Source organism: Legionella lytica (assembly GCF_044626755.1).
Classification (GTDB): domain Bacteria; phylum Pseudomonadota; class Gammaproteobacteria; order Legionellales; family Legionellaceae; genus Legionella; species Legionella lytica_A.
Window position 1 is genome coordinate 1,617,901 of record NZ_JBGORX010000001.1, and the last position, 14,616, is coordinate 1,632,516.

Here is a 14,616-nt window from a genome sequence, read left to right on the forward strand (position 1 = left end):
GTAGAGAACGAGCTTCTGCTACGGTGATTGAACCGCTAATAAGATATCCATATAGAAGTCCCGTTGATATAACGAAAACTACAATTGATTTTTATTAAGCGTAGCCTGTTTTATCAAACAGGCTGCTCCTGTCATTACTAGAAACTGCTGGGCACTAATGCCTCTTCATCTTGCTCTTCATCGGTTTCATCAAACCCCATATCCTGAATCAACAAAGCACCTTCAGGGCCGTTTATATGTTCTTTATAGGATGCAAGTGCTTTAATCTCTGGCGGAATTGCTTGTTCATAAAACTCTAAGAGAGTACTTTGCTCTTCGATAAAACCGGTCATAAAACTCAATGGTCTCAATACTTCGAAAAAAGAATGATGCCCTAAAGCAACTGTCGCTGACGCAACTAATAATCCTAAAAGTTTATATTCTTCGGAAGAGAAAATGCACAAGGTGCTTAGAGCACTGACTATCTTACCAATAGAACCTGAGGCACCACTAATCACCGGCAAATAATGCTCACGAAGCCAGTCGGCCATCTCACTATCTTCCTTGGGCGCATAAATTTGCTTACTCGGGTAATTGGCAAACTTTAAATAATTTACGAGGCTCTCGGGTATCACTGTCATTTTATTTTCGAATAAAATCCCTAGATTAAAACTAGGCTTGGCTAAAGCCTTTTTCACCTCCATACATCCCCTCTCAGCATCAGTAAACAAATAGTCAGGGCGTATTTTTTCCAATATTAGTTTCTGAACCTGAACGGGGTTACTGCTAAATAAACCATACTGCGCCAATGCATTATGAGGGGTTACAGGATTTTCTAATTGTAACTCAGGATAAAGTAAGCCCTCCATACTCATGATGATTTCGGTGAAATACTTTAAAAATGTATCCCATACAAGCACTCCACCTGATTCCTTCAAAGCAGTTAAATCAGTAATAGCGGGATAATCTCGTATTAGTGGGCTGAGCGACATATATAGTTTTCGCTCAAAGTCCTCATTTTTTTCATTAATCTTACGTAAATTTTCTATTGCCTCGTATATTTTATTATAAAGCTCGCTAAAAACTTCAGAATGCTCAAGAAAATATTTCGCCAAGAAACTTTCAAAAATACAAACTTCAACAATGTTATTTTTGTCATCAAAGGTCATAACAAGCCCCAAAACAAGAGAAAATAAAAACACAGTGTACTTTATTGCCCCAGCAAAAACTACGTTTTGACAGGCTTATTACTTAGGGAGAAACACTTTAACTAATTAAGAAAAAGAGTACAAAAATCAAACTTAAAATAATCACTAAAGGATTTAATTTTTGCCGGGTTAAAAGCTTCAAAACACTATAAAGAATAATTCCGCCACCAATACCATTGGCAATCGATGAGGTAAAAGGAATCATCATGATAGTAGTCATGCTTGGAGCAGTTTCACTAATATCAGTTAATTTCATATCCGTTAAATGTTTCATCATACAACAGGCCACATAAAGTAATGCTGGACCTACCGCATAAGCAGGAATCATTTTTGCTAAAGGAAAGAAAAACAGCATCAGAAGAAATCCGAAAGCAATCACTAAAGACGTTAGTCCAGAACGTCCCCCTGCTTCAATGCCCATCGCCGATTCAATATAAGGAGAGGTGCTCGCCGAGCCTAAAAGCCCTGCTAAGGTTGAAGCCGCTGCATCGGCAGTTAAGGTGTAACTAATACGACGTTTATAATCCTCTTTATGTTTAAAAATGGTGGGGTTAAGTAAACCAATTAAAGTTCCAGTCGCATCAAAAATAGCAATTAAGAAAAAAGTGAAAATAGCTTTTAAAGCAACAGCACTCGTCATCCCGGAAAAATCAAGTTTTAAGAAGGTCGGTTCAATAGAAGGAGGTAAATCGAATACTCCTTGCCAATGGGTCATTCCCAATATCAGGCTTAAAATACTAATACTGAGGATGCCTATAATAATGGCTCCGGCAATACGATAATAATCCAACACCAGAATGATAAGAAAACCCAAAAAGAACAAACCTGTTTCTGGCTTACGAATATCGCCTAGGCGCATCAAATTATGCACATCATCTACAATAATGTGATTGGCTTGAAGAGCAATCAAAGCAATCAGTAAACTGATGCCAATCAAAATTGCTATTTGTAAATTATAGGGAATTGCCTCAATTAATAAGCGCCGGACCCCGGTTAAGGTCACTAAAAAAAACAATACTCCAGAAATAAATACCATGGCCAAGGCATGTTGCCAATCAATTCCCATTCCCTGAACCACGCTGTAGGAGAAATAAATATTTAAAGCCATCCCCGGAGCGATGCCTATTGGTGTATTGGCAATAATACCGGTTAAAGCGCAAGCAAAGGCGGTGACCAAACAAGTCGCAGTAAACACCGCTCCTTGCTCCATACCTGCATCATGTAAAATCGTTGGGTTTACAAAGACAATATAAACCATGGTTAAAAAGGTAGTAATACCGGCCAGAAGTTCTTGTTTAAAGGTTGTTCCGTGAAGAAAATAGGATTTTAAATAGTTCATGACGCTGATGGATGGAAGTAAAAACTAATCCTACACAAAGCATGGGGATGTTTGCAACAATTCATTTACGTGAACATCTAAAGCGTTCCTTCCCCCTCCCCTTCAAGCCACTTCTCTACTAGAGACGCCCCTCCAACCGCCCCACAAACGGCAAACATCACGGGAGCTAAAAAGACAAAATCAACCCGAGTAAACTCAAAAATTATAATGGTCGCGGTTAATGGCATTTTCTGAGCTGCCGCAAGAAAAGCCGCAGCTCCAATCACTGCATACGCCACCAATGGAGTACCTGGCCAAATGAAATTCCAAATTCCACCTAGAAACACACCTAATAAGGCACCATTAGCAAGAGATGGAGTTAAGAGCCCACCCCAAGCGCCAGAGCGTAAGCTAGTCCATACCACAAAACTTCTTAGTATTAAGATCACCAAACTCATGCCTATGGATAATAACTGGCTAAATTCCAACTGTGCGGCACTCTTTCCATTCCCGAGCAAGGAAGGAAAATAAATAGCGAGAAAACCAATCATGATGAAATTTGCCAAACAAGCAAAAAACATAGGCCAACCACGAAATGCCTCAGTGCGTTGCCTATTTGCAATGTTAATAAACCAAAAGGCCAAAAAGCCTAAAATAGGGCCAACGACTACAGACCAAATCGTTAAAGACGCATTAATCGAGGTTAACTCCGAAATATGATACGTCGCCTCCTGTCCCAATCCCCACCAAGACACCACCGTGGCAATAGCAGAGGTAGCAAATGCCGGTAACAAAATAGACCAATGGAAATTAAACAGAAGTACTTCCATTACAAAAACCGCACCGCCCAGAGGCAGATTATAAACGGCAGCTAAACCTGCCCCTGCACCACAAGCAAGCATCACTTTCGTTTCATCCACAGTGAGGCCCGCCTTGTGAGAAAGCCAGGTAGCAAACACAGCCGCGGCTTCTCGTGGAGCGACCTCACGACCTAAAGGAGAGCCTAGTGCAATCGTAATGATCTGTATCAGTGCATGACATGTCGTGGTTAACGGAGGCATTATTTCGCCCGTTTTGATGGCTTGGGCAATACTTACTAAGGGCTTACCAAAGCGCTGAATAATAAACCAGCCTCCTCCTGCGACTAAACCACAAGTTCCTAAAACCAAAAGTCTACGTGTAGGGCTTGAAGCGCTCACCCCTTCTAAAAAACTTTCCGGACTAATGATATGCAAGCTACTATAACCATAGGCAATATGTTGTAAATAATGGAGTAATAAGGCTAATGTCATTCCAATTAAACCTGAACCAATGCCTACACCAATAGTCACTAACATGAGAATGCCTATTGATGTCTTGGAATTTGTACACGGTTCCTCTAATAACTCCATTTCCTGCTAGTCCTTTTGGGGTGTTTTATTTAAAACATCATTAAAATTAATCAAAATATAAAATTGGGTCAAGAAAAAATACCAATGCAAAAAATTAAAGAGACAGTACCCATATTAAGCGCTAATACGGCCTACCTTATAGGACAAATTTTAAAAAAAATCGCGTAGTACAAAAAAGAATTTTTTCAAGCTGTTCTTTCATTTTTTTTTTTGTTATTATGCGTACGCAGTTACCCTAATCCGTACACAATCTCTGTGTATAACTTCAAAATTGACTCAATCTTCTTCTTTAAGAAAAAATCAAAAACTATCTTCCAGGCCTTTATTTATATGGAGTTTCGTCCTTATTTCTCCTTAAAAATTATCCACAAAATCTGTGGATAAGTCTGTTAACAGACGCTGGAAAGATTGGTGAAAGTATTTAAGCGTTGATTCTAAAACTCTGAAACAGGCAATTACTGGTCCGCAACTCATCCGCTCAATCTGATTTATTTTACAAACAACACTTTATAAGCTACATAATTAATAACTATAAGGACTACTATAAAAATAATCATGAAAAAATGGATTGGGTTATTCTCTCTCGTTGTCATTGTGCTAATTGCTTATTACATTATGGGGGCTATGGCAAGAACCACATTCACCCAAAATATCGATTCATTTCCTAAATCCTCCGTAATAAACCTGCATTTAGATCAGTACCAACAAGGCTGGTTTTCATCTAAAGCTCGATTAGATGTAAAAATGCATATACCTGCCCAAAAAATTACCGATCAAAGTGGTGTTGTTAAAATGGATACTCCTCTTGATATGGATATAAGTATTCCTCTCCGCATCAAACATGGACCATTCATTAAAACAGATAATGGCTTTCGTTTTGGTCTTGCCGAAATTGCCACCCGTCCAGATACGCACTATAAAGCTTTAATCAATTATTTAAGGGAAACGGTAATTAAATATTCTCTTCCCTCTTTAGACTTCAAAGGTACTGATGGTGCACCAGATGGGGCAGTGCAAATCAATTGGGAGGGTTTAAACACCGAACTGAGGGTTTCATCAAATCTTGACAAAATTAATGCTAATTTGGACGTCTATGGTCTCAATGGCTCTGCCAGCACTGCTGATTTTAACTTTGGAAAATTAGAATATGATGTCCAGCTATGGCGTCATCAGGAGTGGTTATGGCTCGGTCAATCTCATTTGGGTCTCGCTGCTGTAACAATTAATGCACCAGATTCAGAGAATTTTAACCTGCAAGGACTCGACCTGCGCTTTAATTCAGATGTAACCGATAATAAAATGGGAATTGATTGCAAATTATCTCTAGAAAAACTGATTGTCGATAACCAAAACTATGGCCCCGGTGTTTTTAAGCTCAGTATTAAAAATTTAGATCCGAATGTAATGGCCAAACTCAATCAGCAAGAGGCCAATATGGTTGAAAATAATGTGGATCCTAATCTTGCGATGCTGGCTATAGCTACCGAATTACCCAACCTCCTTACTAAAGGCCCAGTTATCGAACTTTCTGAAATGAATCTAATCTTACCGGAAGGCCAAATTAACGGTAACTTTAAAATATGGTTACCTGAAAATGAAGCTAAAAACTCGTCTCAAGTAATGCAAAAAGTACGGGGTGAAGGTCATTTTAAAGCGCCCGTTCGCTTAGTTAAATCTTTAGTCACAGCCTCAATTAAAAGTGACCTGGTGAAGAAAGCACAGCAACAGCAACAACCGGCATCAGTAACCAATCCGATGGACACCTTCCCCGCCCCTGCTGCAGTAAGTCCCGAGGTAGAAGCAGAAAAGCAAGCCGAGCAATTGCTCACTGATTTAACTCACAAAGGATATTTAAAGAGAGAAGGCGATAATTATATCGTTGATTTTACATTAGAAAATCAAAAAATTCAGATTAATGGAAAGTCTTTGAATATCTAAAAGTAACTCTATCAAGTACGAGCTCAGCGAAGCAAGATTGCTTCGCAAATGCTCGCAATTAGCAGGGCTTATGAACAACCCATATCAAGCACTATACGTCCATTAATCTTGCCTTGTTTCAGTTGTTCAAACACGGTATTAATATGTTCTAACTTTTCCGTCATTATGGTTGCCTTAACTTTTCCTTCCGCGGCAAAGGCAAGCGATTCTTGTAAATCCAGACGTGTACCAACAATAGAACCTCTTAGGGTAATTCCTTCCAAAACCATATCAAAAATGGATACCGGGAAAAAACCTGGAGGTAAGCCATTAAGCACAACCGTTCCTCCTCGTCGAAGCATCCCTTGCGCCTGCTCAAACGCTTTTATAGAAACAGCCGTAACTAATACTCCATGCGCACCGCCAATTTCTTTTTTAAGAAAAGATACGGGATCAACATGAAGCGCATTAACCGTGAGGGATGCACCTAATTGCTTCGCCAATACTAGTTTTTTATCATCAATATCCACCGCAACTACATTTAATCCCATGGCGTTTGCATATTGAACTGCCATATGACCTAGCCCACCTATTCCAGAAATAACTACCCAATTTCCAGGTTGGGTATCAGTCATTTTTAAACCTTTATATACCGTCACTCCAGCACATAAAACCGGTGCAATTTCAAGAGAATCAACCGCTGCGGGGATATGGCCGACAAAGTTAGGATCCGCAATAAGATACTCAGCAAAGCTGCCATTAACCGAATAGCCGGTATTCAATTGGCTTTCACACAATGTTTCCCAACCCCCTAAACAAAAGGAACAATGTCCACAGCTGTGGTGAAGCCAGGGTATGCCGACCCGGTCTCCTTCTTTAACATTGGTGACACCTGCGCCAACGGCAGAAACAAAACCAACGCCTTCATGTCCGGGTATAAAAGGTAGAGTTGGCTTTATTGGCCAATCACCGTCAGCAGCATGTAAATCTGTGTGGCAAACCCCAGAGGCGACGATTTTTACCTGAATTTGCCCGGCTTGAGGTTCTGGAATGGGTACTTCTTCAATAACGAGGGGTTTTTGAAATTCTTTGACGACGGCTGCTTTCATTAATTTTGTTGTCATGAATATCATCCTTATTGAGAGTGACAAGCCTATTGAGGCAATTCGTATAGGCACTTCTATGCCAATTATTTAAACTGATATTAAAATTAAGAATAGACCAAAAATTGTACTCGATTCTTGATGAAATTGGAGTAATCTCTGGATTTATATCTGCATCAGACACTAATTCGGAATCATCGTAGAACGAAAATAAAGAGACAAAATCCAATGATCGTTAATTAAAATGCTTTTGAATAGCGTCCGGGGGCTTTTCCACGGACGTTTTCTATTTGTTGCATGTTAAAACAAAAATTACTAATTGCGGAATTGATTTTGTGCCAGATCAGACACTTCTGAATTCAAGTGCTCTTTTAATTCATTAAGAAAACTAGATAATTTATTTCTCACCGCAGTATTAAAACACGCTTTATCCTCAGCACTTGAGTCTGGGAGAATTAATTCGGGCTTATTTAAAAAAATAGCTATAGTCTCCAATTCCTTGGGTAAATTAGCAACAACGTTCGCACCATCTATTATCGCTTGCACCGCGCTAATCACCTCAACATAAGAATGATTGCTTTTTTTTATTTGGTTGAATAACACCACGAGCAAATTCTCAACCGAATTGATTTCAGTAAAAAATTTATAATTATCCATTTTTGTATTTGTCATAAGAATCTTCTATTTTTTCTTTGCAGAAAGGAAAAAAAATATTAATCTGATACAATTATATATTAATTTGGTCAAAAATTTCATGAATTTTAAAACTGAATTCTCTTTTTTTCAAAAAGACAGCCAACAACTTAGCGTGGATGATTTTGATCAATATTTTAGAAAACTCATACTTGACTCCTATGAAAAACGATTTGATAGTGTAGCAGATGCTAAATTTCATCTGGCACTCCAAGGATGTGATTTGCAAACTATGGTAAACATGCTTCTCGTGTTTGAACGAGTGGGGGTATTGGAAAAACCCATTGAACAATCACTATTTTACCCCGTGGGCTGTGGTGACATTGCCAATGCCTTCTGCACACTGCTAACTAACAGCACACTATTTACTCCCCTGACGGAAAAACCACCACAACTCCCCTCTTTAACTAAAGAACTAGGGAAAAATTTACCTCAATTAATTCGCATCGATATCCCAGGACATTCCTATGTCATGCTCGCTTGCGAAAAGACGAATAAAGAGGTTTTTGGGTATATTTATCAATCGAATATAGCGGAAGGGATGGAGGATAACTCATTCTCACTTAGTGCCTGGCTTAAGGATCATCGTTCATCCAAAACAAACCTAACTGAACATTTAAACCAAGTGATTCAATTAATTGATGCCGACACCTGTACTCAAGATAAGAAAAAAATTTATGATGCTTTATTTATTGCGGCCCCAATAGTACCTGTCAGGATCCCTGCCGATCTTGATGTAATAATTAAGCATATAAACGAACACCCCAACTCATCCCGGTACAAAACGCAGCACGTTAATCCTAGGAAATTAATCAATATCCTAGAAGATTTTGAGCGTAATTTCCGAGGAACTCATGCGGAACAAACCCAATCTTTATCCCAGTATATTGAGCAAAGTCGTCTGAAAATGCGCGCAAATGAAGAGCAACAGGAGCCTGATCTACCTACTTTATAAGCCTCTATGCGTTGATTCGGCGGCTATTTGTTCTATATTGCGCACAATATTTTTCGCAATATTAGCCAGAGGTAAATCATTATCCCCTTTTCCAAAAGGCTCTTCCAATTCTTCAGATAAAATTTCCAAACCAAGTAAGATATAGACAATCATTACCATCATCGGGATTACTAAGAAACCAAAGGTATTAACCCAGCCAAACGGAAAAATTAACGCATAAAAGAGTAACGCTTGTTTCACAAAAAAAGCAAAGGGTGGGGGCACATGAGTATTAGAAATGCGTTCACAACCACCAACAAGATCGATTAAATTAGCCACATGCGTATCTAGCGCCAGATACTGTTCCAATTGTAATTTATTTTCTTGGCGCAATTGATTGAGAATGAGATACATCCTCTGCGTTAACAAAAGTACGGGATTCTTTGACTCCAACTCATGAATACATAATGACAGCAATTCTGTTTCTAACTCATTAGTTTCTTTACGCAAATGAGCTTTGATAACAATGGGTAATTTAGTGAGTAACTCGTAAAAACCCTGATGTTTATTTAAGCCAATGAATGCATCAAATTTCAAGGCTAAATTACGACAGTTATTATTAATACCTCCCCACAATATACGGCCTTCCCACCAGCGGGCATAACTGGTATTCACTCTAAAGCTAATAACGATTGCTAAGATAAAACTAAAAATCAGATGGAATTGTCCTATATTGTATTTCTTGGCATTTTCAAAAAAACACAGGATCAGAATCGCATAAATAGTAACAATTGCCGTAATCGGCAATAATTTTCGAAATACCTTTTCTTTATAAAATAAAAAAAGATGAGGCACCCAAGTTAATAAATTATATGATTTTAGTTTCAATAAAGCTCCCCTAGTAAAAACAACTGATTATACCATTACATAAAACATAGCAGATGATACTTCCAACAATAAAATCCTTTATTATCTAAACAAATAATTAATACGCTCTTACGATCCCAATTACAAAAAAACCAAATTATCGCCTTTGGCCGCAGTATAGGGAGCAAAATAGAGTATTTTAACTCCATGTGTCTTTTGCACAGCAGCTCACTACGGATTCATAAATGAGTCAAACAAAAAACTGCTTTCCCCCTGCCTACTATTTTGCCTAACATACAATTTCCTTATTAGTAGCACGGGAAAATAAATGAGAAAAATCAAAAATTAGCCTATTTTTAAATTCATTAAAATCCAGCTAATATAAGATATCTTTAAAAATCATAAGAAAGGATTCCAAATGAGTGATTTTTTTCAAACGCCCCCAAGCTTAAATAATCAATACGATGATGATTTAGTTCTCAAATATTACCTTGAGTGGAAACTACCCGCCATTATGCTTAGTGAAATTCAACCTGAATTACAAAGCTTGGGGCAACGGGTTATTGAAGAAATCTGCCACTTAGGCCAAGAAGCGGAAGCTTACCCGCCCAAGCATGTACCTTATGATCCATGGGGAAAACGCATTGATCATATTGAGGTCCACGCGGCCTGGAACGCCTTGGATCGCATTTCGGCCGAAGAGAAACTCATTGCCATTGGTTATGAACGTAAGCACGGTGCACTATCGCGTATACACCAATTTGCCAAACTTTATTTATTTCACCCCTCCTCCGCAATTTACACTTGCCCCCTGGCAATGACCGATGGTGCGGCGCGCGCTTTAGAACTGTACGCAGATGCCTCCCTTAAACAACGTGCCTTTTCACATTTAACCTCAGCAGATCCTTCCCAATTCTGGACCTCAGGACAATGGATGACGGAGCGTACTGGCGGCTCTGACGTCAGTGGCACCTCAACCATTGCTAAAGCGGATGGAACTCAGTTTCGTTTAAGTGGTGTTAAGTGGTTTACGTCAGCAACCACCTCACAAATGGCCATGACCCTGGCGCGTATTGAAGGAGCACCTGCAGGGAGTCGGGGACTAAGTTTATTTTATTTAGAACTACGCGATGCTCAAGGCACACTCAATGGTATACGCATCAACCGTTTAAAAGACAAACTAGGAACTCGTGCTCTTCCTACCGCAGAATTAACGCTGGCTAATGCCCAAGCAACACTGGTTGGCGACGCAGGGGATGGTGTGAAAAAAATATCCTCTCTGTTTAACATCACCCGCATTTACAATGCCTGCTGTGCTGTGGGTTACATGCGGCGTGCACTTGCCCTTGCACGTGATTATGCCAATAAGCGTATTGCCTTTGGTCGTCCCCTATCCCAACATGGCCTGCATCTGGAAACTTTAGCCCATATGCACCTGGAATTTACTGGTGCCTTCCATCTGGTTTTTCATGCGATTGAGTTGCTTGGTAAAGATGAGGTTGGTGCAGCTACAGAACGTGAGCGCGCTCTATTAAGACTGTTGACCCCATTGGCTAAATTGTACACTGCCAAACAAGCGATTGCGGTAGTCAGTGAAGCCCTTGAGGCCTTTGGCGGTGCAGGATATATTGAGGACACCGGACTTCCACAATTATTGCGTAACGTACAAGTCTTATCTATTTGGGAAGGAACCACTAATATTCTCAGTCTTGATGTCTTACGCGCCATTGAAAAAGAAAATGCAGCTGCCTCTTTTTTCGAGGACGTAGCCCAACGCCTAGACCAAATCAACAACGCTAAACTTCAGTCAGCCAAAAACACTACAGTAGAAGCCGTACACACAATTCAAAGCTATATGGGCTCTATGTCGCTAATGAATAGTGAGGAACAGCAAATAGGCGCTCGTCATTTTGCTTTTGCCTTAACACAAACCTATATAGCGAGCCTGCTGTTGGAATATGCTGAATGGGCTTTGCACACGAATAAAGATCCTCTTGCCTTAATTTGCGCAACACGTTGGTGCGTCAAAAATTTAACTAATTTACTCAAACCTTCTGAGGCTCATAAAAAAGAATCCTATCTATTAGCGATGAATGACCTAAGCGAATAAGTAACGAGTGGTGCTGTAAAGTACCTTTAAACAAGAACTTCATTCCAAAGCATCGCTGTCAGGATTTTTCATGTTTGTGAATTGACATTCCCTTCTCCCCATTGAGAAAGTCTGGGCTCACTTTAAAAGAAACTTAAGAATATGTATTAAAAAATTTGAATTATTTATGGACACTATTACTTATGCAATATATAACCCATTATCGGGTTCGCTATAGACATGACCATTAAATGCTCAATAATCAAAAAATAGTTCAAAAAGATCCTGTTGTTAATATTTTGTTAATTTTTTCTTCATACAATAATGCCGATTTTAACGCTACTGTAGAGGTATATCATGCCTGGCGATCCTCCAATATCAACAGCCAATACTGAAGAACAACAAAAACAAGTACCACCATCTGGCTTATCTCTAATAAAGATGACTCCCGCTGTTTGGCATACCAGTAACTTTTTGACCGTTGCAGGAGCGACCAATATTGCCATCCTTGGGGTACAAAGTCCGATAAAAACCCTACTGGCACGCATGGCGGCCCAAGCGCCAATCATACCCCCGGTATCCGGTGGAACCTTTGGCTTTTTTAGAGCGCTCTATGCAGGAACTAAAGCCAGTCTTTATGGTTCTGCAGCGCGGACCACTTATGTTACTACTACTAAAAATAATAGACCTCATGAGAGTTTTGTAGGCGAGTCTGTACTACGCGAAGAAACCGCGCGTGAAGAATCATTCAGACCCACGCAAAAAATCCCCTTCATCTATACAATGCATGCCGCTTTTTGGGATCTGGCAATAACGCAAATACCCGATTCATTATCACAAATGAAAAAAACCCCCGGCCTTTTGCCTACTAATTTTAAATGGTATACCCTCCATAATACCCAGGCACTTTTATTAAATGGTTTTTCAACACGGTATATTTCCGGGATTATTAATTTCACCGCCATGTTGCAATTTGAAGGCTGGATGGCGAATCAATTAAACATACAGAATTCAACATCAAAGCATGCGACTGCTGGAGCAATTAGCGGTGCAGTTGGCGCTTTAGCAGCATATCCTTTCGCATCCCTTAAGGATTTAACTTTAGCGCGAACCAAGATTTCTCCAAGTGGGCAATTAATTAATGAGACAACATATAATGTGGTAAAAAACCTTTACCATGATTTTTATCAAAACCCTAAAGAAGCGGCGAAAACGTTTATTACATATTCCGGAAAGCAGATCCCATTAAGAATGACTCTTTCAGCAGTGATCTTCTCGCTTATAGCAGGTGTTGGCGAAAAACTAGGCCCCTATCCCTTAGCTAAAGTGGTTCCACAGGAATATCAACCCGATGCGGAAGCAATAAACTCGTATAGCTTTTTTACCCGTAAAGAGAAAACTGAAGAGCCGAAGCTTGCCCCTGAATCCTCCCCAAAACCAGCATCTAAATAATTTCTGACTCCTCAGTGTTGCCCTGAAACTGCACTGAGGAATAGAAAAAGTGTGATTTTTATCACTTTAAAGATATAATACAAACCTTATCAATACAGGGATAATGATTTATGTTTAGTCTATTTTGTAAGGCAGCAGCCAATACAGGAGTCATGATAACCTCGACAACAATCGCGCATCTTACCTACTCAATTACTCATGAAGTTCAAAACAGATATTTTCTCTGGCAACAGGCTTTGCCCAAATGCGACGAATCCCATTCGCCCAAAAGAGAACCAAAAGAGGTCAATATACCTGCACCTAACTAATTTATTTTAAAATAAAAAACATCAAAAACGAGGCTTGAACTCTGCAATAATTCCCCCTATGATGACCTCCGTAATTTAACTTATTAGGGAATTGTTTTATGAAAAAAATATTAGGATTTATCTTATTAGCCTGTTGTGCCCCACTTGCTCTTGCTGCAGACCAATTGAAGATCGGTGTAGTCAATGTTACCGAGTTGTATAGTAAATCAGCATTCATCCAAAACACCAGCAAAGCCCTGCAAGAAGACGTAAAGGGTATGGAAGAAAAATTACAGGCTCAGAAAGCCAAGATTCAGGCTTTAATGGGTTCTTATGAAAAAACCAGTGATGATAAAAAGAAATCCGTAGCTCAAGAAATTACTGCTGCACAAACGCAATTAAATAAAATGAGCCAAGCGTATCAGAAAAAAATTCAAGAAGAGCAAGCAGCTGGACTGAAAAAATTCACTGACTTGGTAAAATCAACCGTTGACAAGGTTGCGAAAGAGAAACAACTGAATGCCGTGTTAAATTCTAATTCTGTGGTTTTTGCTGACAGCTCCTGGATTGACATTACTAATGATGTTGAAGCAGCGATGCCTAAAGAATAGTCTACCTAAGTTCCGCGACGTGTTCGCGGAACCCCGCTCTCATAGAGGTTTCCCCCAAAGTTACCTTCTTTCATCCAAAAACCTTTTCACCGCCTGCAAATCAGCATACGTTTTTTTCTTATCTACTGGTCTTCGCAACAAATATGCCGGATGATAACTAACCATAAAGGGTATCTTTTTATAATAATGAATCCGATTACGTAATTGATTCAATGCCACAGGTTGCTTAAGTAAAAACTGACCAGCAAAACGCCCCAAAGCCAAGATAAGATCCGGTTGGATAAGCTCGATTTGTTGCTCCAAATAAGTACTGCATTGCCGAATTTCCTCCACTTGAGGATCACGATTATTTGGAGGGCGGCATTTCAATACGTTGGCAATATAAAAATCATTCTCGCATAAATCCACACTGTGCATCATTTGGTTCAATAAACCACCCGCTTTTCCAACAAAAGGTTTCCCTTGCTGATCCTCATAAAAACCAGGAGCTTCACCAATGATCATCAGCTTGGCTTGCGGGCTGCCACGATAAAAGACGGTTTGTTTACGGGTCTGATGAAGAGGACAACGAGTACATCCAGCAACCTCATTTGCTAACGCAGATAAAAGTGCTTCACAAGAAGACTCGGCATAGGTTTGAACATCGGACATGAAACACTCGTTACATCACAAAAACACGGCGATACACTATAAGAAAAAAAGCCAGCAAGCAAGATTTATCTAGAGGACGAAAAACAGACCTATTTTTCTGAACGCTACCTAATCAA

12 protein-coding genes are annotated in these 14,616 nt (G+C 39.6%); 5 read left to right on the top strand and 7 right to left on the bottom strand.

Annotation, left to right across the window (positions count from 1 at the left end):
* Positions 1-137: 137 nt before the first annotated feature.
* The 3 genes from ACD661_RS06800 to ACD661_RS06810 all read right to left on the bottom strand — a co-directional run bounded on the left by ACD661_RS06800 (position 138) and on the right by ACD661_RS06810 (position 3,896).
* A complete protein-coding gene (locus tag ACD661_RS06800; RefSeq protein ID WP_400187072.1) occupies positions 138-1,148 on the bottom strand; it encodes a hypothetical protein in 1,011 nt (336 codons plus the stop codon).
* A gap of 97 nt (positions 1,149-1,245) precedes the next feature.
* Positions 1,246-2,526: an NCS2 family permease gene (locus ACD661_RS06805; protein WP_400187073.1), complete on the bottom strand. Its 1,281-nt coding sequence runs from the start codon at positions 2,524-2,526 to the stop codon at positions 1,246-1,248.
* 77 nt (positions 2,527-2,603) lie between these two features.
* Entirely contained in the window at positions 2,604-3,896 is a 1,293-nt protein-coding gene (locus tag ACD661_RS06810) for a chloride channel protein (protein WP_400187074.1), read from the bottom strand.
* A gap of 555 nt (positions 3,897-4,451) precedes the next feature.
* Here ACD661_RS06810 and ACD661_RS06815 point away from each other — a divergent pair.
* A complete protein-coding gene (locus tag ACD661_RS06815; RefSeq protein WP_400187075.1) occupies positions 4,452-5,834 on the top strand; it encodes a YdgA family protein in 1,383 nt (460 codons plus the stop codon).
* 68 nt (positions 5,835-5,902) lie between these two features.
* Here the strand turns inward: ACD661_RS06815 and adhP are convergent, their stop codons facing one another.
* Together adhP and ACD661_RS06825 are read right to left on the bottom strand one after the other, a co-directional pair.
* Positions 5,903-6,937, bottom strand: a complete 1,035-nt coding sequence (gene adhP / locus ACD661_RS06820) for an alcohol dehydrogenase AdhP (protein WP_400187076.1) — start codon at positions 6,935-6,937, stop codon at positions 5,903-5,905.
* 294 nt (positions 6,938-7,231) lie between these two features.
* Complete coding sequence (locus ACD661_RS06825; RefSeq protein WP_400187077.1) at positions 7,232-7,588, bottom strand: hypothetical protein; 357 nt, start codon at positions 7,586-7,588, stop codon at positions 7,232-7,234.
* Positions 7,589-7,670: 82 nt separating this feature from the next.
* Between ACD661_RS06825 and ACD661_RS06830 the strand changes: the two genes are divergently transcribed.
* The gene (locus tag ACD661_RS06830; protein ID WP_400187078.1) at positions 7,671-8,564 is read left to right on the top strand and encodes a hypothetical protein; all 894 of its coding nucleotides are present in this window, start codon (positions 7,671-7,673) and stop codon (positions 8,562-8,564) included.
* Here ACD661_RS06830 and ACD661_RS06835 read toward each other — a convergent pair.
* Complete coding sequence (locus tag ACD661_RS06835) at positions 8,559-9,431, bottom strand: bestrophin family protein (RefSeq protein ID WP_400187079.1); 873 nt, start codon at positions 9,429-9,431, stop codon at positions 8,559-8,561. The two genes, ACD661_RS06830 and ACD661_RS06835, sit on opposite strands and share 6 nt — an antisense overlap.
* A gap of 397 nt (positions 9,432-9,828) precedes the next feature.
* Here ACD661_RS06835 and ACD661_RS06840 point away from each other — a divergent pair, with 397 nt between their 5' ends.
* From ACD661_RS06840 to ACD661_RS06850, 3 genes are all read left to right on the top strand, one after another.
* Complete coding sequence (locus ACD661_RS06840) at positions 9,829-11,520, top strand: acyl-CoA dehydrogenase family protein (RefSeq protein ID WP_400187080.1); 1,692 nt, start codon at positions 9,829-9,831, stop codon at positions 11,518-11,520.
* A gap of 336 nt (positions 11,521-11,856) precedes the next feature.
* Positions 11,857-12,951 carry a hypothetical protein gene (locus tag ACD661_RS06845; protein ID WP_400187081.1) on the top strand — a complete coding sequence of 365 codons (1,095 nt, stop codon included), beginning with the start codon at positions 11,857-11,859 and terminating at the stop codon, positions 12,949-12,951.
* Between the two features lie 406 nt (positions 12,952-13,357).
* Complete coding sequence (locus ACD661_RS06850; RefSeq protein ID WP_400187082.1) at positions 13,358-13,849, top strand: OmpH/Skp family outer membrane protein; 492 nt, start codon at positions 13,358-13,360, stop codon at positions 13,847-13,849.
* Between the two features lie 60 nt (positions 13,850-13,909).
* On the opposite strand, the gene ACD661_RS06855 is transcribed toward ACD661_RS06850, so the two are convergent.
* On the bottom strand, positions 13,910-14,500 hold the full coding sequence (locus ACD661_RS06855) for a uracil-DNA glycosylase (RefSeq protein WP_400187083.1): 591 nt from the start codon (positions 14,498-14,500) through the stop codon (positions 13,910-13,912).
* Positions 14,501-14,616: the final 116 nt, after the last annotated feature.

Bases quoted from the DNA above. Each gene is read 5' to 3' on its own strand.
- ACD661_RS06850 (WP_400187082.1), top strand. From the start codon at position 13,358: ATGAAAAAAATATTAGGATTTATCTTATTAGCCTGTTGTGCCCCACTT.
- ACD661_RS06815 (WP_400187075.1), top strand. From the start codon at position 4,452: ATGAAAAAATGGATTGGGTTATTCTCTCTCGTTGTCATTGTGCTAATT.
- adhP (WP_400187076.1), bottom strand. From the start codon at position 6,937: ATGACAACAAAATTAATGAAAGCAGCCGTCGTCAAAGAATTTCAAAAA.
- ACD661_RS06805 (WP_400187073.1), bottom strand. From the start codon at position 2,526: ATGAACTATTTAAAATCCTATTTTCTTCACGGAACAACCTTTAAACAA.
- ACD661_RS06840 (WP_400187080.1), top strand. From the start codon at position 9,829: ATGAGTGATTTTTTTCAAACGCCCCCAAGCTTAAATAATCAATACGAT.
- ACD661_RS06810 (WP_400187074.1), bottom strand. From the start codon at position 3,896: ATGGAGTTATTAGAGGAACCGTGTACAAATTCCAAGACATCAATAGGC.
- ACD661_RS06830 (WP_400187078.1), top strand. From the start codon at position 7,671: ATGAATTTTAAAACTGAATTCTCTTTTTTTCAAAAAGACAGCCAACAA.
- ACD661_RS06855 (WP_400187083.1), bottom strand. From the start codon at position 14,500: ATGTCCGATGTTCAAACCTATGCCGAGTCTTCTTGTGAAGCACTTTTA.
- ACD661_RS06800 (WP_400187072.1), bottom strand. From the start codon at position 1,148: ATGACCTTTGATGACAAAAATAACATTGTTGAAGTTTGTATTTTTGAA.
- ACD661_RS06845 (WP_400187081.1), top strand. From the start codon at position 11,857: ATGCCTGGCGATCCTCCAATATCAACAGCCAATACTGAAGAACAACAA.
- ACD661_RS06825 (WP_400187077.1), bottom strand. From the start codon at position 7,588: ATGACAAATACAAAAATGGATAATTATAAATTTTTTACTGAAATCAAT.